Genomic DNA, 23,194 nt, shown 5'->3' with positions numbered 1-23,194 from the left:
ACAACTTGGAGGTAAAAGATGAGGATTATCCGCTATCAAAATGATCAGGCTAAGCCCACTCTCGCAGCTGTTTCGGATGATGATAACGTATATATTCTTCCCCAGACAGACTTTTTAGCACTTGTTGCCGAGGCAGAAGAACAAGGTATGACACCGCTTGCTCTTGTAAAAGAGGTGCTGGCCGCTTCGAATCCGATCAATCATTCATTAAAAGACTTGAATCTACTTGTTCCGATCGAGGCGCCCGAAGTGTGGGCATCCGGCGTGACCTACGAGCGCAGCCGGAATGCCCGCAACTATGAAGCCACAGGCGGAAAGCTTGACGCAACAACTTTCTATGATAAGGTATATGACGCTGTCCGGCCGGAGATATTTTTTAAATCGACTGCCGCCCGCACAGTTGGACCGGGTCAAGAAGTGAATCTGCGCAGTGACTCCAACTGGCAGATTCCTGAGCCGGAACTGGGCCTTGTTATTGATGGAAGGGGTAACATCATTGGCTATACAGCTGGCAACGACATGAGCTGCCGTGACATCGAGGGGGAAAACCCGCTGTACCTGCCGCAGGCTAAAATGTGGGCCAATTCCTGTTCCATTGGGCCAGCTATTCTTCTTGCGGAGGCGGTCGACGACCCGTACGGCTTTACGATCACATGCCGCATTTACCGTAACGATGAACTAGCTGTAGAAGGGCATGCTAGCACTGGCCAGTTAAAGAGAAAGTTTGATGAATTGGTTTCATTCTTACTTCATGATAATAAGATTTTTGATGGTACGGTTTTGCTCACAGGCACATGCATTGTACCGCCCAATGATTTCACCCTGCTGGACGGGGATCGGATCGAAATTGAAATTTCAGGCATTGGTGTTTTAAGCAATAAGGTTGTGCTGCCGAACAAGGCTGCATCCGCTTTACATAAATAAAGTGTAGGGAGGGCAAGGCATGAAGCTGGCTGGAAAAGTTGCAGTTGTCACAGGAGCAGGTTCCGGAATTGGTGAAGCGATTGCGAAGCGGTTAAGTGCAGAAGGTGCAACGGTTGCGATCTGTGATATAGATGAAGCAGGAGGCAAGCGGGTCGTACAAGAAATAGAAGAGCATGGGAGCCAGGCCGAATTTTTCCGGCTGGATGTTACGAAAGAAAAAGAAGTGCAGGCCATTGTAGAAACGGTTGCCCGTGAATATCAGAAAATTGATATTATGGTGAATAATGCAGGTGTTGGAAAAGCCGGCACCGTTCTGGAGCAAACCGAAGAGGATTGGGATTTGATGATGAGCGTAAACGCCAAGGGTGCGTTCTTGGGCTGCAAATATGCGGTTAAACAGATGCTTACGCAGGAAACAAAAGGCTCCATCGTTAATATTGCTTCTGTGGCAGGGATTGTGGGCGTGCTTAACCGGGCAGGCTACTGCGCCTCAAAAGCCGCGATTGTCGGATTAACAAAGTCTGTTGCATCTGATTTTGCCGAGACTGGCATCCGCGTTAATTCTATTTCACCAGGCACGATCGAATCTCCCTGGATTAAGAAGATTCTCGCTGACCATCCAGAACCGGAGAAGACGCGTATCCAGATGCAGAAGCGGCAGCCCATAGGCCGTATGGGCACTCCTGAGGAGATAGCTAATCTTGTTCTTTTCCTGGCCAGCGATGAAGCTTCCTTTATTACGGGAAGCAATATCATCGCAGATGGCGGGCTAACGGTGCGTTAACCTAAGCGAATAAGGAGGAATTCGGTGTGAAGCGAATTGGCTTTATTGGGATTGGTTTGATGGGCAGCGGGATGGCGAAAAACCTGCTGTCTGCTGGTTACCCTCTGGTGGTCTGGAATCGAACGAAGTCAAAAGCTGAAGAACTGCTAACACGTGGCGCACTCTGGGCGGGTTCTCCATCTGACGTGGCCCGGCAAGCGGATGTTGTTTTCACTATGCTCAGCGCTGATCAGCAGGTGAAGGAAGTACTGCTGGGAGCGGGCGGAGTCTGCGAAGCTGTGCATCAAGGGCACATCATCATCGATTCTAGTACGGTTTCCCCAAAAACCAGCCGTGAGCTTTACGAAGCTTTTGCCGCTAAAGGAGCAGATTTTCTGGATGCTCCGGTAACGGGCTCCGCTCCCCAGGCTGAAGCCGGTAATCTTGGCTTCATGGTTGGCGGTAAGAAAGAAGTGTTTGAAGCGTGTGTCCCGATGTTTCAGGCTATGGGGCATTCCTGGACATACATGGGGGAAACCGGGGCAGGCACGACAACTAAACTCGCGAATAATACGATGAGCGCGATCAATTTGCTTTCGTTTATCGAAGGCTTAACAATTGCCAGGCAGGGCGGGATTAACCCTGAAGACTTTGTCAAAGTTGTCTCCTCTGGCGGCGCACACAGTAAAATGGTGGAAAACAAGGCGGATTTAATTTTGAGCGGAAATACGGCAGCTCAATTTGCCAGTGTGCTGATGAATAAGGATTTAGGCCTTGCCCTGCAGATGGCGGAAGAATTGGGCGTGGCAGCTCCTGTGCTTGGCATTGCTAAACAAATTTTACGCATGGCTGTAGGTAAAGGCTTTGGGGAAGAAGATATAGCGGCTATTTACAAGCTGTACCAGGACTGGGCTTAAAACCGTTAAATGACAATGAAAGGGTGAAGCCAATGGAGACAATTTTTCGAACCGTTATGATGAAACCGCAGGATTCTGTGGCCGTGGCGCTGCAGAATATACCTGCCGGATCGAAGCTTGCGGTGACCTGCCAGGACCAGGTGATACAGGTCGAGTTAGTCGATTCGATTGAATTCGGCCATAAATTTGCCGTACGGCCGATCCACCAGGGGGCGGATATCCTGAAATACGGGGAAGTCATTGGTGTCGCGTCCGCAGATATCAAACCCGGCCAGCATGTGCATGTTCATAATCTAGAAGGAAAACGAGGAAGGGGCGATCGTGTTGCTAACTGAAGGGAAATTCCTGGGCTACCGAAGACATGATGGGCGCGTAGGTGTGCGCAACCATGTGCTCATCCTGCCAACCATTACGTGTGCAACGCAAACCGCCCAGCGTATTACAGAGCTTGTACAGGGCACGGTTTCTTTTATTCACCAGCATGGATGTGCGCAGGTTGGGGCCGATTATGACCAGACATTTCGTACATATGTAGGTCTCGGAACCAACCCAAACGTATACGGGGTGGTCGTGCTCGGTCTTGGCTGTGAAACACACCAGGGGCGCAGCGTGGCTGAGGAAATTGCAAAATCCGGCAAGCCGGTCGAGCTGGTTTCCATTCAGGACCATGGCGGGACCTTAATGTCGATCGCTGAAGGGGCGAAAGCAGCAGCGCAGATGGTGCAGGATGCATCTGCCCAAATTCGTGAGCTGTGTGATTTTAGCGAGCTGATTATTGGAACAGAGTGCGGAGGTTCCGACGCCTGCTCAGGTCTTTCTGCTAACCCGGCTGTTGGGGTGGTATCGGATATGATCGTGGATTATGGCGGAACAGCCATTCTTGCTGAGACGACCGAACTAATCGGTGCCGAGCATTTGCTGGCTGCGCGCGCTGTCGATGAGCGAACAAAGAAACGCGTTTATCAAGTGATTGAGTCCATGGAATCCCGCGCCTTCATGATGGGCGTGGACATCCGTACTGGCAATCCCAGTCCGGGAAATATCAAAGGCGGATTAAGTTCGCTGGAGGAAAAATCGTTAGGAGCCGCGAATAAGGCAGGTACTCGTGCGCTGCAAGAGGTCATTGATTATGCGGAAGCACCAACCAAAAAAGGCCTGGTATGGATGGATACACCCGGACATGACATTGAGCAGTTAACGGGAATGGCTGCGGGCGGTGCCCAGATCGTTCTCTTTACGAGCGGGCGAGGCACCCCAACAGGCTCGCCTATTGTGCCCACGATTAAAATCGCCACGAACAGTGGGATGTTCGAGCGAATGAGAGACAACATGGACATTAACGCGGGGACGATTGTTGAAGGAAAAGAAACCATTGAATCTGTAGGACACCGCATTTTCGATGAAGTTGCAGCCGTCTCTTCTGGCAAACTTACCAAAGCAGAAATTTTAAAACAGCATGATTTCGGAATCTGGCGAATTGGCCCAACTTTTTAAGAAAAAAGAAATCGGAGGGATACGAAATGAGCGTAACAACTGATGTGAAAACATACTTCAACTATATCAACGGAGAATGGGTGGCTGCGTCAACTGATCAGCTTGATGCCAGCATCAGTCCGGCTAACCGCCATGAAATTGTTGGCTATGTTCAAAAATCAGGCAAAGACGATTTGGATCGGGCAGTAGAAGCCGCAAAGCATGCACAAATCGCCTGGCGTAAGCTTTCGGGCGCTGCCCGCGGGGATTACCTGTACAAGGCAGCCAATGCTCTTGAGCGCCGCCTAGATGAAATAGCCGAGTGTATGACCCGGGAAATGGGAAAAACGTTTCCTGAAGCAAAGGGAGAAACCGCCAGGGGCGTTGCGATTCTCCGTTACTATGCTGGCGAAGGCATGCGCAAAATTGGGGATGTCATTCCGTCGTCTGACTCCGAAGCCTTCATGTTCACGACACGTGCTCCGCTCGGCGTGGTCGGCGTTATCACCCCATGGAATTTTCCGGTAGCCATTCCTATTTGGAAGATGGCACCAGCCCTTATTTATGGAAATGCCGTTGTCATTAAACCAGCGCAGGAAACAGCGGTTACGGCTGCTAAGGTAATCGAGTGCTTCCAGGAAGCGGGCCTCCCGGCGGGTGTCGTAAATATGGTAACAGGGCCGGGCTCGGTTATCGGGCAAGCGATTATTGATCATCCGGGTATTAACGGGATTACCTTCACGGGATCAGATACGGTTGGTAAAAATGTTGGGTTAGGTGCATTGAAACGCGGGGCCAAATACCAGCTTGAAATGGGCGGCAAGAATCCAGTTATTGTGGCAAACGATGCAGATCTTGACCAGGCGGTGGAAGCGACAATCAGCGGCGGGCTGCGTTCAACCGGCCAGAAATGTACCGCTACCAGCCGCGTTATCGTGCAAAGCGAAGTATACGAAGCCTTCAAAGAAAAGCTGATCGCAAGCGTGAAGCAGTTAAAGGTGGGAGATGGCCTGCATGGCGAAACATGGATGGGGCCATGCGCCAGCGAAAACCAGCTTAATACCGTTCTTTCCTATATTGAGAAGGGCATAGCCGAAGGTGCGACCTTACTTTATGGGGGCAAGCGAATTGAAGATGGGGAACTCGGCAACGGTTTCTATGTAGAACCTACTGTATTTGAAAATGTGACAAGCAAAATGGCCATTGCTCAGGAAGAAATATTTGGACCTGTGCTCGCACTTATTAAAGTAGAAACGCTGGAAGAAGCGGTAGAAATCGCAAATGATGTGGCGTTCGGATTGAGCGCTTCCATATTTACCAAAAACATCGGCAGCATGCTTTCTTTTGTCAACGAAATGGATGCCGGACTCGTGCGTATCAATGCAGAGTCAGCAGGTGTTGAGCTGCAGGCGCCATTTGGGGGCATGAAGCAATCCAGCTCCCATTCACGCGAGCAAGGGCAGGCAGCAATCGAGTTCTTTACGGCCATTAAGACCGTGTTCGTTAAACCATAAGAAATATTGTACATTCCTCTGGGGAGCACAGCGCTCCTCGGAGGAATCCTGTTCATTAAGTAGCAAAAGGTGGAACCAAAATGAGACCCAAAGTGTTTATTGCCAGGCCCATTCCGTTTGAAGTGGAGGCCTATATTGGCGAGTACTGTGATTATAGAAAGTGGGATTCTACTGAATCTATCCCAGTAGAACAGTTAATGGAAGAGATTCGAGACGTGGACGGACTTTTGACATCCGGGACGCCGATTAATCAGGCGCTGCTTGATCAGGCTGTGAACCTGAAGGTTGTGAGCAATATTTCTGTCGGCTACAACAATTTCAACATTGAAGCGATGAAAGCAAAAGGTGTAATGGGAACACACACTCCGGATGTTCTGGATGAAACGGTGGCAGATCTGGTGTTTGCGCTTATGCTCTCGGCGGCCAGAAGAGTTCCGGAGTTGGATAAGCTCGTAAAAGGCGGTGAATGGAAAGCAGGCAGCGATACGCGTCTATTTGGTGTAGATGTTCATCACAAGACCGCAGGCATCATCGGAATGGGGCGCATTGGTCAAGCAATCGCCAGGCGGGCGAAGTTCGGATTCAGCATGGAAGTGCTGTATTATAATCGCTCCCGCAAACCAGAGGCGGAAGAAAAGCTGGGTGTGCAATATGCCGGCTTGGAGGAATTGTTGAAGAAGTCGGATTTTGTCATTCTCATGACGCCACTGACTCCACAGACGGAGCGGTTTATAGGCCGTGAGCAGTTTGCTTTGATGAAACGGGATGCCATTTTTATCAATGCTTCACGGGGCCAGACGGTGGATGAATCCGCGCTGATTGAAGCGCTGCAGGCTGGAATCATTCAGGCGGCAGGGCTGGATGTCTTTGCACAGGAGCCTGTAAACCTCGACAATTCGCTGCTGCAAATGGCAAATGTTGTGACACTACCGCACATCGGCTCGGCTACAGCGCAGACGCGTGCCGATATCGCGATGATGGCTGCTGAAAATCTCGTAAAGGCAGTACGGGGAGAGATTCCGCCTAACCTGGTGCCCGAACTGAAGCCTTACTAGATATGTGGCTGTAGTGTGAGATAGTGGGTAGCGGGGGACCGCATGTATAGCATGTAATGAAAAAATAAGAGGAGTTATACGACATGATTACGGTAACTTTTTATAAAGATGGACAACTGCTTTTAGGCGTTAAAACAGAGAAGGGCATTTTGGATGTTTCATCTGCTCTGCATAAATATCCGGATGCTGCTGTCCCGGCTACAATAGGCGAGGTTATTTCCAGAGGGGGAGAAGGGCGTCAGGCATTGGAAGCATTCGTGGATCGTTCACGTTTTGAAGATACGCTTTTTTACCAGGATGAGGAAATGCGATTCGGCCCCTGTGTTCCAGAACCGCAAAAAATTATATGTGTTGGACTTAACTACAAAAAGCATGCAGACGAGTGCAATATGGCATACCCTCCTGCACCGCTTCTTTTCAGTAAATTTAGCAACACGTTAGCCGGGCATGGCGAAGATGTACCGCTTCCGGATAAATCTACGCAGGTGGATTACGAAGCTGAATTGTGTATTGTAATTGGCCAGCAAGCGAGCAATGTCACGAAGGAAGATGCGCTGTCCTATGTGTACGGGTACTGTAACGCCGATGACGTGTCGGCCCGCGATCTGCAGTTTAAAAGCTCACAGTGGCTGCTTGGCAAAACCTGCGACAAGTTTAGCCCGATCGGTCCTTATTTGGTAACGGCTGATGAAGTGGGTGATCCGAACAATTTAACCATTCGTACCTGGGTAAATGAAGAAATTCGTCAGGACTCTAATACGTCCGATATGATCTTCTACTGCGATGAGATTATCAGCTATATCTCAGAGCATATGACGCTCTACCCTGGTGATCTTATTCTAACGGGAACACCGGAAGGCGTTATCACCGGTTACCCAGAAGATAAGCGCATCTGGTTAAAGGACGGCGACATCGTTACAGTTGAAATCGAGAAGCTTGGGCAGCTTACCAACCGATTTGTAAAATAAGATAACCGTATCCATTGTTCTCTTTTAACGGGACAATGGATACACATGAAATGTAAGCGATATTATCTTAATATTATGAAAATAGTAAGGGGTTGGCTGTATGAAACCAGAGTTAAACACCCGGATGTCAACGGTCGTGCCGAGAGGAAACTTTCGCTGGACAGTGGTTATCTGGCTTTTGCTTGGCGGCATTATTAACTATCTCGACCGGACGAACTTATCCATTGCAGCGCCGGAAATGATTAAAGAGCTGCACCTGACAGCAACAGATATCGGGCTTATGGGTTCTGTTTTCTCGTGGACTTACGCCTTTTTTCAGCTTCCTTCAGGCTGGCTAATCGATCGTTTTGGCGCAAAGCGCGTATACTCGGTTGCTGTTCTCTGGTGGAGTGTCGCAACGGCCATGACCGGGGCATGCAACAAGCTTGGAACGCTGCTCGGCTCCCGCCTGCTGCTGGGAATAGGGGAAGCGCCTTGTTTTCCGACAAATGCCAAGATCACTTCTCACTGGTTCCCAAAAAAGGAGCACGGATTGGCCACCGGTATTTGGGATGCTTCTTCTAAAGTTGGCCCTGCGCTGGCTCCGCCCATTCTGGTGGCGCTCATGGTTGGCTACGGATGGCGCGCGCTCTTTTATATCACCGGTATTATAGGTATTGTATTTATCCTCTGTTTCATGAAGTTTTATAAAAACCCCGAGCATAGCAGAAAGCTGTCAGCCGGTGAAATGGCTTACATTAAGCAGGATGAGCAGGGTATTGGGCGGGCGAACGAGGAGCAAGCCCAGAAAAGGGTCAAATGGAGTTCTTTGTTTAAGTATCGAAGTGTATGGGGAATGATTCTTGGTTTCTTCTGCACGATATGGATCTGGAACATCTTTTTAAATTTCTTGCCGCTGTATCTGGTTAAAGTTCATCATTTATCTATTAAAGATATGGGGTTTTATGCGGCAATTCCATGGATTGGCGGCATTTTTGGCGATGTTTTCGGTGGATATGTCGGCAAGAAGTTAACGGATAAAGGTATTGCCACCCCTATTAACGCAAAACGGATGATTATTGCCGTATGTGCCCTGCTTTCAGCCGCCGTCGTTATCACCGTTCCCTTCGTCAGCGGGCTGGGGATCACAATTACGCTGTTTACTCTGGCTCTGTGCTTCACTTCCGCGATTACTGGAAGTGCCTGGGCGTTGGCAGGCGATATTGCACCGCCTTCCATGGTCGGTTCCGTCGGTTCTATTCAAAACTTCGGCGGATATTTTGGAGGGGCTTTCTCTCCGGTCATTGCAGGTATGATCGTAGACGGAACAGGATCTTACTCGCTGGCCTTTATCACAGGCGGCATTATTGCAGGGTGTGCAGCACTGTGTTACTGGTTTATCGTAAAGGATCCCATTGTAGAACAATAATTACATCAGCAGGAATGGGGAGTATTTATTGACCCCGTTCCTGCCTGTCATATTTTCCAGGAAGTGAGGGAACATGTGCATGCAAACTTTAGTATGGACAAAACCGAATGGGATGGAAATTCAGGATTTACCTGTGCCAGCTTACCGGGATGATGAAGTGCTGTTGAAAGTTGACGCCGTGGGAATTTGCGGTTCGGAGGTTGAGGGATATATTGGCCACAATAGCCTGCGCGTGCCACCGCTCGTGATGGGACATGAATTTTCAGGGGAAATCACAGAACTTGGGACATCAGTGAGTGGATTTGTAAAGGGCCAACGTGTGGCGGTAAACCCGCTTATCTCCTGCGGCCACTGCACCCCCTGCCGGAAGGGTTTATTGCAACTATGTGACAAACGTAAGATTATTGGCATTCACCGGCCTGGGGCATTTGCCGAGTATGTAAATGTACCGGCTTCCGCCATCCACGTTATACCCGATACGCTGGGCCCGTTTCGCGCTTCCTTAACAGAACCGCTTGCCTGCTCGCTGCGTGCCACCCGCAGGGCGATGCAGAACCATTCCTTTGCTAATGTGGTGGTGTTTGGAGCCGGTACAATAGGTTTGTTAAGTTTTGTAACCGCACAGATTCTGGGTGCCAGCCGTGTTATCGTTGTGGATACGAATGAAGCGCGCCTTAAAACACCTGAAAGGATGGGAGCAACCGGAACCATTTCACCAGCACAACCGGGCTATCTTCAAAAGATTAAAACCGCAATGGGCCCGTCAGGTATCGATGTGGTTATCGATGCGGTTGGCCTGCAAACTACCAGGTCTGCGGCGGTTGAGATCATCAATCCCGGAGGCACCATTATGAATATCGGGCTGGGCACCGATATTACGCGGATTCCGATCAACGTCTGCGTTCGCAGTGAAATTAGCGTTCTTGGCTCTTATTCCTACGGGCCGCAGGACTTTAACGATGCGTTAGAGCTAATAAAAGACGGCAAAATTGAAGAGAACGGCTGGTCAGAGATTCGTTCTTTACGTGATGGAGACCGGGCATTCCAGGAACTTGTCAAGGGAAATATACAAAGTTCAAAAATATTTCTAACTATTTAATTATTGAAAATTATATATAATTGAACTAGAATAGCAAAGAAGAGATAAAAGTTGTGTTACGAAACAGAAACATAGTTCTATAATATAAAACGTTTTGGGGTTGTTTTTGTCTACTACATAAAGCAGGAGGAGATTATGAAAGCGCTCGTATGGACTGCACCCAGTACCATGGAGATTCAGCAAAGAGATATACCCGTTATCAAGCCCGAAGAAGTACTCATCCAGGTAGAAGCTGTGGGGATTTGTGGCTCAGAAATCGAAGGCTTTCTTGGCCACAATAGTTTACGCAAGCCTCCGCTTATCATGGGCCATGAGTTCTGCGGAAGAATAGTGGAATTGGGAGAAAACGTTTCGCACTGTGAAATTGGAAACAAGGTAGTCGTTAACCCGTTAATCAGCTGCGGGGTATGTGATCGGTGCAGAAGAGGGACGGAGAACCTCTGTGATAGCCGGGCCATAATAGGCATTCATCGATCCGGGTCTTTTGCTGAGTATGTTGCCGTTCCTGCCTCGTCTGTACATACTGTTCCTGAATCTATCAGCGCTTACCGTGCAGCCCTAGCTGAACCGCTCGCGTGCTGTCTGCGTGCCGCGAGAAGGGCCGCCGCTTTGCATCCCTTTGCCAATGTATTGATCTATGGCGCCGGAGCCATCGGCTTGCTAAGCGGTCTCGTTTCAAAGATTTTAGGAGCAAATAAAGTCATCATGCTAGATTTAAATGATGAGAGACTGGCAACTGCCCAGGCAGCAGGAATAGAGTTTGCCGTTAATTCCAATAACCAGGATGTGCCAGCACGCGTGAAAGAGATTACAGCTGACAAAGGAATTGATGTCATTATTGATGCAGCCGGTTTTCTCCCAACCCGCACCCAGGCATTTGAATTGGTTAATCCAGACGGTGTGATTATGAATATCGGGCTTGGAATTGATGAGACACCACTGCGTATTAATCACTTAATTCGAAGTGAAATTACCGTTCTGGGCTCTTTTTGTTACACGAAACAGGACTTTCACGACGCTCTTGAGCTATTAATAGCGGGAAAAATTTCTGAAGAGGGCTGGTCAGAAATCCGGTCGATAGAAGAAGGCCAACTTGCTTTTCACGAATTAGTAGCCGGACAGGTGGGCAAAAGCAAGATTTTCCTGAATATATGAGGCTTAGGCTGTCAATTTTCGCCCGCGGCGCAGCGTTACTAAAGTTATCTAATGCTAGGCAGGTGAAAAATCCTAAAATATAGGTTGATATTGGCAGCGTTTACAATGTGCTCATGTGTTCTGTACCACTTCAGCCCGCGAGCATAGCGATCGTTTTTACTAAATTTAAATATAGGGGGAAAAATCGATGAAAAAAGTAGTGAAATGGGCAGTACCTGTCATCCTGGCAGGAAGTTTGGCAGCTTCCGGATGCGGTTCCGCCAGTACAAGTTCCGGATCCAAAAATGATCCCATAAGAATTGGGATGATCACCGCTTTAACGGGTGAATACAACCTGGTTGGCAACTATCTGCTGCACGGAGCCGAAATGGCAGTACAAGAAATCAATGACAAAGGCGGTGTCAATGGCCGTAAACTCGAAATCGTAAAAGAAGATTCTGCTAAAGAAAATCCAACAGCTGTTAACGCATTCAATAAGATGGTCAATAGTGATAATGTTGTCGCTATTCTAGGTCCTGATCTTTCCACACAGCTATTTGCAGTGGAGCCAGTAATCAATAAAGCGAAGATTCCCGTGCTGATTCAAGGATCCAATCCGAAGCTGACACAGGATACCCCTTGGTATTTTAGGCTTCGTCCAAATGATTCTCTAGCTGCTAGCTCTGCGGCAGCGTTTGCCGTTGAAAAATTAAAAGCAACCAAAATCGGAATCACCCATGATACTGATGAATTTGGTTCCGGAGGCGCCAAAATCATTGAAGATTCATTAAAAAAGGCGGGTATTACACCTGTTGGTGTAGAGGCCTATAACTCTTCCGATAAAGATTTGTCCGCTCAATTAATGAACTTAAAGAAAAAGGGTGCAGAAGTGATTGTAGACTGGGGTCACCCGCAGCAGTCGGCAACGCTTATGAAACAAAACAAAGAGCTCGGCCTTAACCTTAAAATTGTAGGTTCTCCTGGTATGTCTATGCCTGCTACAACGAAGCTGGCCGGGGATGCAGTAAAAGATGTGTACTGCATTGTCGATACCGTACCAAGCGAAAATCCGGATCCGAAAGTAAAAGAGTGGGTAGCCAAGTATCAAAAAGCGTATAATGATCTGCCTGACTTCCACTCCGCTTCAGCTTATGACGGCGTGTATATGCTTGCGGATGCCATAAAGGGCTCTAAAGATTTATCTGCCCAGAGTCTCGCAGATGCTCTTCATAAAGAAAAATATCACGGGATGGCTAACGATTTTGACTACTCTAAAGGCGGAGAAGGTGCACAGCAAGTCGTCGCTGTCCAATTACAAGATCCCACGCATATGAAACTCATTGACACTATCAAAGCGAAGTAGGAGGGACCAACTTGGTACAGTTACTTATGAATGGGCTGGCTATGGGCGCGATTTATGCGCTCGTAGCCCTCGGTTTTGTTCTCGTGTCAAACGCGGTCAATGTGGTTAACTTTTCACAGGGTGAATGGGTTATGCTTGGCGCTTATTTCACGGTGACGGCCAGCGTTAGCATGCATCTTCCGCTTTTCTGGGCTTATCTTTTTTCCATTCTTCTGATGCTCGTGTTTGGGTGGGTTTTTCAAAAAACAGTCTATCAGCCGCTGCAAAATAAACCTTTTATTACGATCGCTATTGCGACAATAGGCATAAGTGTTTTCCTGAAAAACGTTGCCCGAAATATTTGGGGGCCGCAGCCAACTAATCTCCCATCCCCCTTTGGTGGCGATACGTTCACAGTCGCCGGCGTTCACCTGCTTCCCCAAAACATACTGATTATTGTTGTCACTGTGATATTGGTGATTTTACAGGATATTTTCTTTAATAGAACGCTGGTCGGCAAAATGATGCGGGCTACTGCCCAAGACCAGGAAGCCTCGAAGCTAATGGGCATCCGTGTAAACCGCATGATTTCATTCACATTTATGTATAGTGCCGCATTGACAGCTATCGCCGGATTCCTGGTGGCGCCTATCTATTTTGTTTCGCCGGATATGGGCGGAAGTTTATCGCTTAAAGCATTTGCGGCCGCCATTATTGGAGGATTTAACAGCGTAAAAGGGGCCATTTTTGGCGGGCTTCTGCTTGGTGTGATTGAAACATTTGGGGCAGGCTATATCTCTTCCACTTTTAAGGATGCGTTTGTGTTTTTAGTGCTAATTCTCTTCCTGGCGGTTCGTCCTGAAGGAATCTTTAAAGAAAAAATCGCGGATAAAGTGTAACGGAGGGACGATAATATGCTTCGAAAAATACTGCCTCTACTGTTTTTGATCGTCTTAGCCATTTCTCCTCTGCTTATGCCAAATAATTACTATATTCAGTTGCTTGTATACGGGGTCATTTTTACGGTAGCAGCGATTGGCATCAACTTTATTTATGGGTTTACAGGCTATATCTCTTTTGCTCAGGCGGCTTTTCTAGGCATAGGCGCGTATACGGCAGCTCTGCTTTCAGTAGATTATGGTTGGCCGCCTTTTCTCACTTGGATAGCTGTCATTGTGATTTCTGCTATTTTTGGCGTGCTCCTCGGTGTTCCTGCCTTAAAACTAAAAGGCCACTATCTGGCCATGGCGACTATTGGATTTACATTTGTGCTGCAGGCTCTCCTGCAAAACACAAAATTCACCCATGGAGCTCAAGGCGTTAACGGTATACCGCCGCTTGCGATAGGTTCGTTTAAAGCCGATTCGCCCTTGTCATTTTTCTATGTTGCTTTAGTCGTCACGCTTCTCCTATACCTAATACAGCGGAATATTTTAAAGTCCAAATTTGGCCGAGCATTCCTGGCCATTCGTGAAGATGAAACAGCCGCTTCCAGTTCAGGTATTGATTTGACGAAAACAAAAGTCGTTGCTTTTGTACTCAGTGCGATATATGGAGGATTTGCAGGCGCCTTATACGCCCAATTCTCTAACTATATCAGTCCGGACACGTTTTCTTTTGATGAATCGATACAGTTATTTACCATGACGCTTCTTGGGGGATCCGGAACATTATTCGGTCCTGTAGTGGGATCTTTCATCGTTACTTTCTTGCCGGAAATCCTAAGGCCTGTGCAGGATTATTACATGGCCATTTATGGGTTAGGTATCTTCTTCATTGTTACCTTCCTGCCACAGGGAATCGTGCCCGTATTCAATCTATTGCTTCAAACAAAGAAAAAAGAAACCGGCTTTACCGTAAACCCAACCAGCCCTAATAAGGGGGGAGTCGTATGAGTTTACTGACAACGCAGGATATAACAATGAAGTTCGGCGGACTTACTGCCGTTAACGAAGTATCCATGTCGATTCAGCCAGGGCAGATACATGCACTGATTGGCCCGAACGGTGCCGGCAAATCAACGCTTATTAACGTGATTAGCGGTTTTTATCGGCCTACATCCGGCAAAATTTTATTAAATGAACAGGAAATTCAGGGCAAGAAATCTTCAACCCTGTCCCATTTAGGAATATCAAGAACATTTCAGAATTTGCGCCTATTTAAAAATTTAACGGTGCTGGACAATCTATTAATTGGCCTGCACAACGAAATCGGCAATTCCTTTGTATCCAGCATGTTTCGGACGCCCTCGCACCATAAGGCAGAAAAGCAGGCAAAAGAAATAGCAGAACACCTTTTACATGAGGTTGGCTTATGGACATTAAGAGATATGCAAACCAAATCTCTTCCTTATGGAAAGCAGAAATGGCTAGAAGTAGCGAGGGGATTAATTTCCAAGCCAAAACTGCTTCTGCTCGATGAACCGGCGGCAGGCTTAAACCCCACGGAGAGTGATGAACTCGAGCAATTCGTTCGGAAACTGCCAGAGCAGGGTGTAACCGTGTTGCTTATCGAACACGACATGCGATTGGTCATGCGGCTTGCTGAGGAAATTACGGTGATTAACTTTGGCAAGAAGATTGCCAATGGCACCCCGCAGGAAATACAAAACGATGCGACCGTTATCGAAGCGTACTTAGGAAAGGGTCGAAAGCATGCTTAATCTAACGAACATTTCAACGTCTTATGGACCGACACAGGTGCTGGATGGTATTTCGATAAATGTCGAAGAGGGTGAATTGATCACCTTAATTGGGAGCAATGGAGCGGGCAAGACGACCACGTTGCGCGTCATTTCAGGCTTGCAAAAAGTCCAGGGCGGAAACGTGACATTGTTGGGAGAAAACATTGAAAATAAAGCGGCAGAAGACATTGTGCGTAAGGGGATTGCCCATGTACCAGAAGGCAGACGGGTATTTCCTGGACTTACCGTACGCGAGAACCTGGAGCTTGGAACGATTGCCTGGCGGACCAAAGGCAAGCAAAGCTATGAAGAAGAGTTAGAGAAAGTCTATCATTTATTCCCGAAACTAAAACAGCGGGATAACCAGTTAGGCTGGAGTATGAGCGGGGGCGAACAGCAGATGGTTGCCATTGGAAGAGCCCTTATGGCAAAACCAAAGGTACTGCTGCTTGATGAGCCTTCCCTTGGCTTATCCCCCGTGCTGGTGGATCAGGTATTTAACGCGCTTGAGGAAATCAAAAAACAGGGAATTACCATATTGCTGGTGGAACAAAATGCTTCCATGGCGTTGGAAATTGCTGACCGCGGGTACGTTATCGCGCATGGAAAGATCGTTTTGGAGGATCAAGCCAGTAATTTAATGAGCAACCCTGAAGTAAAAGCAGCTTATTTAGGAGGGTAAAAAAGCGCTCATATCGAGCGTTTTTTTTGCTTACATAATTAATGGGGAGGATTGACAATGACCGAAATGCGAGCAGGGCTATATCTGGGTGAAAGAACTGTAGCGGCGGACAAAGTGGCGAAGCCCGTAGCAGGTGAAGGGGAGGCTCTCATTCGGATAGCTTATGCCGGAATTTGCGGCACCGATATGATGATTTATTTTGGAAAGCATCCCAGAGCCCGGGCTCCTCTGGCCATGGGTCACGAATTTAGCGGAGTGATAGAGGAGATCAGAGGCGCCTCCTCTTTTGCCCCGGGCGATCGTGTTGTGATAGAGCCGACTTTAAGCTGCGGCGAATGCGAAGCCTGTGCGGCAGGACAATTTCATGTATGCAAAACACTAAGGCTTATAGGTATTGACCAAAGCGGGGGATTTGCCGAATATGCGGCTGTTCCGCTTCATCGGCTTCACCGCATACCAGATAAACTGTCAGACATCCATGCCGCTGTGACAGAACCGGTTGCCGTGGCGGTGCATACGGTTCGCCGCTCCAACCTCAAGCTGGGGGACAATGTTGTGATTTTGGGGGCCGGTCCTATTGGGCTGCTTACCGCCTTAGTCGCAAGGCAGGGTGGAGCCCACCAAATTATTATTTCTGATATCAGCCCTTACCGCTTGGAAAAAGCGAAGCAGCTTGGGTTTACTGTACTAGATGCCAAACATGCCAGTGTCACGGACGAGGTTGCCAGTCTTACTGGCGGCGTTGGAGCAGATATCGTCTTTGAGGTGGCCGGTAACCAAATAACGGCGAAGCAAATGATTGAAACGGTTAAAATTCAAGGCCAAATTGTGGTAGTCAGCGTTTTCAAACAAGCGCCCACCATTGATTTAGCAGCGATGCACTTTCGGGAAATATCTTTAACAACAACGAGGTGCTATTCAAACGATGACTTTAAAAAAGCCATTGTGCTTATGAGGGATGGAACCATTGATGTATCGCCGATTATTTCACATCTTCTTCCACTTGAACAGATTCACGAGGGATTTCACTTAATGGAAGACTCAAATGCTTCCTTGAAAGTGCTGTTCCAACTTTAAAGAAAGGAGTTATTTATCATGACACAGGATTTATTTAGCCTGGACGGTAAAGTAGCAGCTATATCTGGCGCCACCCGCGGAATAGGCCGGTCGATGGCTTTAGCATTAGCCGAGGCTGGTGCGGATCTTGCTCTTCTCCAGCGATCGCCGGAACAAACGCAGCTTAAGGAAGACATCGAGAAACTGGGAAGAAAATGTTGTATCATCCCCTGCAATTTAGAAAGGATGGATCAAGTTAAAGAAGCCATTCCAAGCGTTGTCTCTCAGTTTGGCGCCCTGGATATCTTAATCAACAACGCAGGCATTCAGCGCCGCGCTCCTTCCGTCGATTTTGCGGAATCCGACTGGGACGATGTCCTACACATCAATTTAAAAACCGTCTGGATATTATGCCAGCAGGCGGGCCGCCATATGGTTGCAAGAGGGAGGGGGAAAATTATAAATACAGCATCGCTTCTGTCGATCCAGGGTGGGTTCACCGTGCCTGCTTATGCCGCAGCAAAGGGTGCAGTAGCACAGCTGACCAAGGCACTGGCAAACGAATGGGCGAAACATAACGTCAATGTCAATGCCATCGTTCCCGGTTATGTAGCAACCGACATGAATACGGCTTTAATTCGGGACCCTGTCCGAAGCTCTCAAATTCTTGAACGGATTCCCGCTGGCCGCTGGGGGGAGCCGGATGATTTCAAAGGAACGGTTGTGTTTTTAGCTTCAGATGCCTCAAACTATGTGCATGGTCACTTACTGGCTGTAGATGGCGGATGGTTAGGAAGATAATTGAACGAGGCGTCAGACATGGATTTAGAAGCGTCGAGAGGAGGAGTGAGTGCGTGCTTTTCGGTGTGTTGTTTACCATCCTATGGGCATCTGGAGCGGTCTTTGTGAAAATAGGCTTGCTGTCGTCGCCACCGTTAACCATGGGGACCATCCGTTTTCTTTTAGCAGGAAGTTTCTTAATGTTATATATTTATGGGTTTAGAAGCGGGAAATATCCGCTGCCCAAAAAACGAGAATGGAAGCCATTAATCTTATTAGGGTTATTTAACACTTCGCTGTATCTTGGTTGTGGCTTTTGGGCGTTGCAAACAATTTCCTCAGGATTTTTTAATCTCGCTGTAGTGGTTAATCCGTTTCTGGTTGCGCTGCTTTCTTCCCTATTCGCGAAACGCTCGATTCAACGGAAAGAGTGGATAGGAATGGTTGTTTCGGCAATCGGATTAATGATTGCAACATACCCCTTACTTCAAAACAGTCATTCCACATTAAGCGGGATTTTCTTACTGACGATTGGCATGGTTTCCATGGCAATTGGCAGCGTATATTTTCAAAAAGAAAAATTGCAACTGCCTAGTTTGGTCATTAATACGTGGCAAGTTCTATTCGGCGGAATTATATTAATCGTACCCTCTATGATTTTAGAATCAAGTAAACCCTTTGTATTGGATAAGAATTTGATATTGTATCTGGTGTGGTCGGTCTTCGGTGTTTCAATCTTTGCTATGGTTCTTTGGTTTTATTTGCTTAAACAAGATGCAGTTAAAGCAAATATCTGGTTATTTTTAACGCCCATTGCAGGATACGTCTTATCTGCCATCCTATTGGGAGAGGTGATTACAAGATATGATGTGATTGCTTCTCTTTTTGTGTTTACTGGATTATATTTATCAGGTAATTTTCGACTTAACAAATTACCTAAACCTCCATCAGAGAAAAGGCTTGAAGCATAAGAGTATAAGGGCAAACGAAAGCATGATTAGTCGACAAACTGAAAGGAGTTCTTGTAAAAGAACTCCTTCTCTTATGTAAGTCTATTTTTCTAATGGCATCGTAATTTTCATAGTATTATCCCCATTGACTCCCCTGGTCATCAATAAAACCATTTCATTCCATTCCTCTTTAGCCATCAGAAACTGATACATAAAACCCTCCGCATACAGGATTACCCTGTAATTACCTTCTTCACCTGTTAAGCTATTCACCTTACTAAAAAAAGTTTGAAGGACTTTCTTTTTGCCTGCTAGCTTAGTTTGACGGCTCGAACTTATTAAATGGCTTCGTTCATTGCGCAAAAATTCCTTAATTTCATTAATAGAATAAAGTCCAACCAATGAGAGCCCGATATCATCGCGATAATAAGTTATTGATATTCCGTTTTCCAGTTCATTATTGATACTTAGAAGTCCGTGTTCATTACAGATTTCGAGAGTACCAACTTCATTTAACGTAATCATCTAACTCTGCCCCTCTCTCTTCTGCATTCGTAAATAGTAAACAGAAAAACATTTACCACGAATTTAAACGATATAAACAAGTTATTTTTTCCAAATAAAATCCAGCGTACATATTGCTCTTCTAACATTCAACTTTTACAAAGCGGTTAAAAAATGTTCATATACGATCACAGAATGGTCAAAAACTAACGGTATATTAGGTGAAGTAAACCGGGTCAATTGAATGTTATGAATGGTGTTACCTACACAGAACAAGGAAAGGAGGCGTTTCATTTCATTACGATTTCGCGATTTAATTACGAAACGAATTACTAGAATAGGGCTTGTTCGACTGCCATACGATGACCTCTGTGTACATAACTGACTGAAAAGGATGGTTGATGAATGAACATATCTAATGTTAATGCGGAAACCAAAAGGAAGAGAGTCTTTTCGTTTTCGCAGGCTCTTATGTATTTCGAGCAGCTTCGTCCCAGGCAGTGGACCAAAAACATTCTGGTTTTTGCTGCATTAATCTTTTCTATTAAAAAATCTAACGTGGACATGCTGTTTCATTCGATAATCGGTTTCTTTCTTTTTTGCTTTGTGTCAAGCAGTGTATATGTTTTAAATGACTTTGTGGATCGGGAAGCGGACCGCCAGCATCCGGAGAAATGCAAACGACCAATGGCATCGGGGGCTATTAACCCATACGGAGCATTATTCATGGGGACAGTACTGCTTGTTTTTTCTCTCGCAGCAGCTTTTACCTTCAGCCCGTTGTTTGCTGTATTACTGTTGGTTTATTTTGCTTTGAATGTGGCTTATTCGTTTAAATTAAAGCATGTTGTCATTCTCGACATCTTGATAATCGCTTCTGGATTTGTGTTTCGTGCCATCGGTGGCGGCCTGGTTATAAACGTGCAGCTTACCCCTTGGTTTTTGATCTGTACACTCCTGCTTTCCCTTTTTCTGGCCATTAGTAAACGGAGACACGAGCTGTATTTGCTGCAATCCAATAAAGGCTCGCATCGAAAAGTGCTGGATTCTTATTCACTAGACTTGCTAAATCAATTTAACAGTATCGTAACGACAGCCACGATTATGAGCTATGCGTTATTTACCTTCACCTCCGGCCATACGATTCAATTGATGTGGACGCTGGTCTTTGTACTATACGGCGTGTTTCGTTACTTGTATTTAATTCATATGGAAGGCAAAGGAGGAAAGCCGGAGAAAGTACTGTTTCAAGACCGGCATATTCTTGTAACGGTGCTTCTATATGGATTCTCAGTTGTGCTGATTCTCTTCTATTTTGAATAAGAGAGAAAAATCGATGGGGGACACAAAATGAAATATATATGGCTGTTGGCGTCTGTTCTTCTTGGCGTCATCGGACAACTTTTAATGAAGTGGGGCCTTGCGAATCCAAAACCACTTTGGAGTCAGGGAACCGGTATTTTTAAAATGTTGAGCTCGTGGCCGGTATTGGCTGGGCTCTTTTCCTATGCATTAAGCTCGTTGTTCTGGCTTTTAACTTTAAAACAGATGAGTATTAGTGTGGCGTACCCTATGGTCAGCCTTGGGTATGTGGTGGTTGTCCTGGCTGGATATTATTTATTCAACGAGTCGATTTCGAGTATGAAATGGATAGGAATTGCTTGCATTATGGTGGGCGTATTTTTTGTCTCCAGGTCTTAAGGGACGCGCATTTCGGAGGTTATATAAATGAAAGAAATTCACAGTTATGTTTTTGCATTTATTCCCTTTATTGCCTGGTTTATATCGGGCTGCATTAAATTCGCCATTAATTCATATAAACACGGCAGAGAAGCAAAAAAGCATATTGGAAATGGCGGATTTCCAAGCACCCATACTTCCGTTATTTCTTCCGTTGCCATGCTAATTGGATTCACCGAAGGGTGGGATACTCCCTTATTCGGGCTAAGCGTTGCAGTCTTATTCATCATTATCATTGATGCGACAGGCGTCAGACGGGCAGTAGGGGAGAATTCCCGGTTTATCAACATGCTGTTCATGCGGGATCCCGGTAGCGAACAGGTGAATCTGCGAGAAAAGCAGGGGCATTCAAAAACAGAAGTAATCGGCGGCCTGTGTGTTGGCACCGTGGTAGCATGGCTCGCTTCTTTATGGGTATAACCTTATCCGTAAACAATTTCGACCAAAATGGAAAGTAAGGAGAGAGAGAGATGAACGACCGGATCAAGAATACAAGCCTGCTAATGGGTCTTACCATGCTGGTTTTTACAGTTGCGGCCTTTGTAGTTGCCTCGCTGTTGTTTCTCGTGGGCGTTCCGATTACAACCGCCCATTTGTATATTGCGCTAGCAGTGACGGCGGTGTTCATATGGTTTACGGCAAAATCCCTTTTCCCAGAGAAATATCCGGTTTACTTTGGCATTAGTTTTGTCGCGTCAGCCGCGCTGTTTATTGTTTTTCTTTTGATAAGCGGCTATTTCTATGATTTGAGCTACGATGGACAGGCATACCACCAGGAACTCATTCTGCACCTAGCTAATGGCTGGAATCCGGTGTATAGCAAATCGCTCGGTGAACTGGGTGACCCGTATGCAATCTGGAACGATCATTATGCAAGAGGAGACGAAATTGCAGCGGCTGTGCTATACGCTGTCACTGGCAAAATTGAGCTTAGCAAGGTGTTTAATTTGGCATTGATTCTGAGCTCGTTCTTTCTTGCTTTTGCGGCTCTTACTGAAATTATGCCGAGAAAATGGGGCAGAACCGCGCTTCTATCCCTGTTGGTGGCATGTAATCCTGTGAGTATTTACCAGTGTTTAAGCTTCTACGTAGACGGGCAGCTGAGTTCGCTGCTCATCTGTCTGGTGGCACTGGGTGTTTTGCTTTACTTGAATGCTAATAACTATTTAATTGCGGCCCTTTCACTGTGTATCATACTCACCGTCAACAATAAATTTACGGCGATAGGATATGCTGGTGTTTTATGCATCGGGCTTCTTGTGGCATTGTACTTTACGCAAAAATATGATCTGCTGAAAAAATTAGTCATTACGATGGCTGCAAGTGCCGTTATCGGTACAGCAATCTTTGGGTTAAATCCGTATGTAACCAATACGTTGAAGTTTGGCAGTCCATTTTATCCGCTGGCTGGAAATAATGCAAAAGACGTAACCGCTGCTTTTACCCCTTCCAGCTTTTTAACCATGAATCGATTTGATCAGGCGATCCATTCTTATTTTGCCATGACAGAGCCTAACAGCACGAATAAAGATTTAACACAGCTAAAGGCACCTTTTACATTTACCCCACAGGAATTGCAAGCCTTTGGTACGCCCGACACAGCTATTGGCGGTTTTGGTCCATGGTTCAGCGGTGTGCTCCTGTTGTCGCTCGTCATCCTGGTGATGGCTTTTCTGTTTAACATTCCGCGAACATTCGTGGCGATTGGGCTGCTTCTCATTCTGCTCATTTCTGCTTTTATCAATTATGCTGCCTGGTGGGCACGCTACGTCCCACAGCTATGGATGGTGCCGATTATCATTGCTCTGTTAGGTTTCAGCTTTAAAGATCGAAAAGTGATTAGAGGGTTAAGCTGGGTCATGGTAGCTGCGCTGTTTGTAAATGTCTCACTGGTTTCTGTTTCGTACTTCAATTTGCAGTCTCAATGGAACAGTAATTTGAAAGGGCAGTTGAAGGCACTTAAACAAGCACCACAGCCGGTTGAAGCGTATTTCTCTTATGCCTTTTCAAACAAAAACCGATTGAAGGAAAATGGCATTGCGTTTAAAGAAGTAAAGGATTCACCAAAGGGCGGCTCTGTAATGGAACTGGATCACTCTGGAACGATGATTCGTACGCAGGGTATGGCAGTCGGTGAAACGAATCTGGCAAAGCCGCAGGGGCAGGATACGGCGGCTTCCGCTGCAGGAAAGCATTAAACAT

At 46.7% G+C, this 23,194-nt stretch carries 24 protein-coding genes; 23 read left to right on the top strand and 1 reads right to left on the bottom strand.

Features of this window, described 5'->3' with window-relative positions:
* Nucleotides 1–18: 18 nt before the first annotated feature.
* The 19 genes from PP175_RS17765 (at nt 19) to PP175_RS17675 (ending at nt 18,769) form a co-directional block, all read left to right on the top strand.
* Entirely contained in the window at nt 19–924 is a 906-nt protein-coding gene (locus tag PP175_RS17765) for a fumarylacetoacetate hydrolase family protein (protein ID WP_272439640.1), read from the top strand.
* A gap of 19 nt (nt 925–943) precedes the next feature.
* A complete protein-coding gene (locus tag PP175_RS17760; protein ID WP_272439639.1) occupies nt 944–1,708 on the top strand; it encodes an SDR family NAD(P)-dependent oxidoreductase in 765 nt (254 codons plus the stop codon).
* A 26-nt stretch (nt 1,709–1,734) separates the two neighbouring features.
* Nucleotides 1,735–2,604, top strand: a complete 870-nt coding sequence (locus PP175_RS17755; protein ID WP_272439638.1) for an NAD(P)-dependent oxidoreductase — start codon at nt 1,735–1,737, stop codon at nt 2,602–2,604.
* A gap of 32 nt (nt 2,605–2,636) precedes the next feature.
* Complete coding sequence (locus PP175_RS17750) at nt 2,637–2,939, top strand: UxaA family hydrolase (RefSeq protein ID WP_272439637.1); 303 nt, start codon at nt 2,637–2,639, stop codon at nt 2,937–2,939.
* Nucleotides 2,926–4,098, top strand: a complete 1,173-nt coding sequence (locus PP175_RS17745; protein WP_442870387.1) for a UxaA family hydrolase — start codon at nt 2,926–2,928, stop codon at nt 4,096–4,098. Before PP175_RS17750 ends, PP175_RS17745 begins: the two co-directional genes overlap by 14 nt.
* Nucleotides 4,099–4,124: 26 nt before the next feature.
* Nucleotides 4,125–5,591, top strand: coding sequence for an alpha-ketoglutaric semialdehyde dehydrogenase GucD (gene gucD, locus PP175_RS17740; protein WP_272439636.1), 1,467 nt, complete (start codon nt 4,125–4,127; stop codon nt 5,589–5,591).
* 80 nt (nt 5,592–5,671) lie between these two features.
* On the top strand, nt 5,672–6,646 hold the full coding sequence (locus PP175_RS17735) for a 2-hydroxyacid dehydrogenase (protein ID WP_272439635.1): 975 nt from the start codon (nt 5,672–5,674) through the stop codon (nt 6,644–6,646).
* 83 nt (nt 6,647–6,729) lie between these two features.
* On the top strand, nt 6,730–7,614 hold the full coding sequence (locus tag PP175_RS17730) for a fumarylacetoacetate hydrolase family protein (protein ID WP_272439634.1): 885 nt from the start codon (nt 6,730–6,732) through the stop codon (nt 7,612–7,614).
* A 100-nt stretch (nt 7,615–7,714) separates the two neighbouring features.
* Nucleotides 7,715–9,022, top strand: coding sequence for an MFS transporter (locus tag PP175_RS17725; protein ID WP_272439633.1), 1,308 nt, complete (start codon nt 7,715–7,717; stop codon nt 9,020–9,022).
* 79 nt (nt 9,023–9,101) lie between these two features.
* The gene (locus PP175_RS17720) at nt 9,102–10,121 is read left to right on the top strand and encodes a galactitol-1-phosphate 5-dehydrogenase (protein WP_272439632.1); all 1,020 of its coding nucleotides are present in this window, start codon (nt 9,102–9,104) and stop codon (nt 10,119–10,121) included.
* 135 nt (nt 10,122–10,256) lie between these two features.
* Nucleotides 10,257–11,276, top strand: coding sequence for a zinc-dependent alcohol dehydrogenase (locus tag PP175_RS17715; RefSeq protein ID WP_272439631.1), 1,020 nt, complete (start codon nt 10,257–10,259; stop codon nt 11,274–11,276).
* Between the two features lie 187 nt (nt 11,277–11,463).
* The gene (locus PP175_RS17710) at nt 11,464–12,618 is read left to right on the top strand and encodes an ABC transporter substrate-binding protein (protein WP_272439630.1); all 1,155 of its coding nucleotides are present in this window, start codon (nt 11,464–11,466) and stop codon (nt 12,616–12,618) included.
* A gap of 11 nt (nt 12,619–12,629) precedes the next feature.
* On the top strand, nt 12,630–13,496 hold the full coding sequence (locus tag PP175_RS17705; RefSeq protein ID WP_272439629.1) for a branched-chain amino acid ABC transporter permease: 867 nt from the start codon (nt 12,630–12,632) through the stop codon (nt 13,494–13,496).
* A gap of 15 nt (nt 13,497–13,511) precedes the next feature.
* The gene (locus PP175_RS17700) at nt 13,512–14,492 is read left to right on the top strand and encodes a branched-chain amino acid ABC transporter permease (protein WP_272439628.1); all 981 of its coding nucleotides are present in this window, start codon (nt 13,512–13,514) and stop codon (nt 14,490–14,492) included.
* Nucleotides 14,489–15,259 carry an ABC transporter ATP-binding protein gene (locus PP175_RS17695; protein ID WP_272439627.1) on the top strand — a complete coding sequence of 257 codons (771 nt, stop codon included), beginning with the start codon at nt 14,489–14,491 and terminating at the stop codon, nt 15,257–15,259. The genes PP175_RS17700 and PP175_RS17695 overlap by 4 nt, the downstream gene beginning before the upstream one ends.
* Nucleotides 15,252–15,962, top strand: coding sequence for an ABC transporter ATP-binding protein (locus PP175_RS17690; protein ID WP_272439626.1), 711 nt, complete (start codon nt 15,252–15,254; stop codon nt 15,960–15,962). The genes PP175_RS17695 and PP175_RS17690 overlap by 8 nt, the downstream gene beginning before the upstream one ends.
* A gap of 57 nt (nt 15,963–16,019) precedes the next feature.
* Nucleotides 16,020–17,039: a zinc-dependent alcohol dehydrogenase gene (locus PP175_RS17685; protein ID WP_272439625.1), complete on the top strand. Its 1,020-nt coding sequence runs from the start codon at nt 16,020–16,022 to the stop codon at nt 17,037–17,039.
* An 18-nt stretch (nt 17,040–17,057) separates the two neighbouring features.
* Nucleotides 17,058–17,819 carry a glucose 1-dehydrogenase gene (locus tag PP175_RS17680; protein ID WP_272439624.1) on the top strand — a complete coding sequence of 254 codons (762 nt, stop codon included), beginning with the start codon at nt 17,058–17,060 and terminating at the stop codon, nt 17,817–17,819.
* 53 nt (nt 17,820–17,872) lie between these two features.
* Nucleotides 17,873–18,769, top strand: a complete 897-nt coding sequence (locus PP175_RS17675; protein WP_272439623.1) for a DMT family transporter — start codon at nt 17,873–17,875, stop codon at nt 18,767–18,769.
* An 81-nt stretch (nt 18,770–18,850) separates the two neighbouring features.
* On the opposite strand, the gene PP175_RS17670 is transcribed toward PP175_RS17675, so the two are convergent.
* Nucleotides 18,851–19,273: a hypothetical protein gene (locus tag PP175_RS17670; RefSeq protein ID WP_272439622.1), complete on the bottom strand. Its 423-nt coding sequence runs from the start codon at nt 19,271–19,273 to the stop codon at nt 18,851–18,853.
* Between the two features lie 450 nt (nt 19,274–19,723).
* Here PP175_RS17670 and PP175_RS17665 point away from each other — a divergent pair, with 450 nt between their 5' ends.
* The 4 genes from PP175_RS17665 to PP175_RS17650 are packed head-to-tail and all read left to right on the top strand — an operon-like array spanning nt 19,724 to nt 23,190.
* The gene (locus PP175_RS17665; RefSeq protein WP_272443313.1) at nt 19,724–20,575 is read left to right on the top strand and encodes a decaprenyl-phosphate phosphoribosyltransferase; all 852 of its coding nucleotides are present in this window, start codon (nt 19,724–19,726) and stop codon (nt 20,573–20,575) included.
* Between the two features lie 27 nt (nt 20,576–20,602).
* Nucleotides 20,603–20,953, top strand: a complete 351-nt coding sequence (locus PP175_RS17660) for an SMR family transporter (protein WP_272439621.1) — start codon at nt 20,603–20,605, stop codon at nt 20,951–20,953.
* A gap of 27 nt (nt 20,954–20,980) precedes the next feature.
* Entirely contained in the window at nt 20,981–21,412 is a 432-nt protein-coding gene (locus PP175_RS17655) for a divergent PAP2 family protein (RefSeq protein ID WP_334314169.1), read from the top strand.
* A 50-nt stretch (nt 21,413–21,462) separates the two neighbouring features.
* On the top strand, nt 21,463–23,190 hold the full coding sequence (locus PP175_RS17650; RefSeq protein ID WP_272439620.1) for a hypothetical protein: 1,728 nt from the start codon (nt 21,463–21,465) through the stop codon (nt 23,188–23,190).
* Nucleotides 23,191–23,194: the final 4 nt, after the last annotated feature.

Origin of the sequence: Aneurinibacillus sp. Ricciae_BoGa-3 (assembly GCF_028421645.1) — a bacterium.
Lineage (GTDB): Bacteria > Bacillota > Bacilli > Aneurinibacillales > Aneurinibacillaceae > Aneurinibacillus_B.
This window is presented reverse-complemented; position numbering and strand designations above follow the sequence as displayed.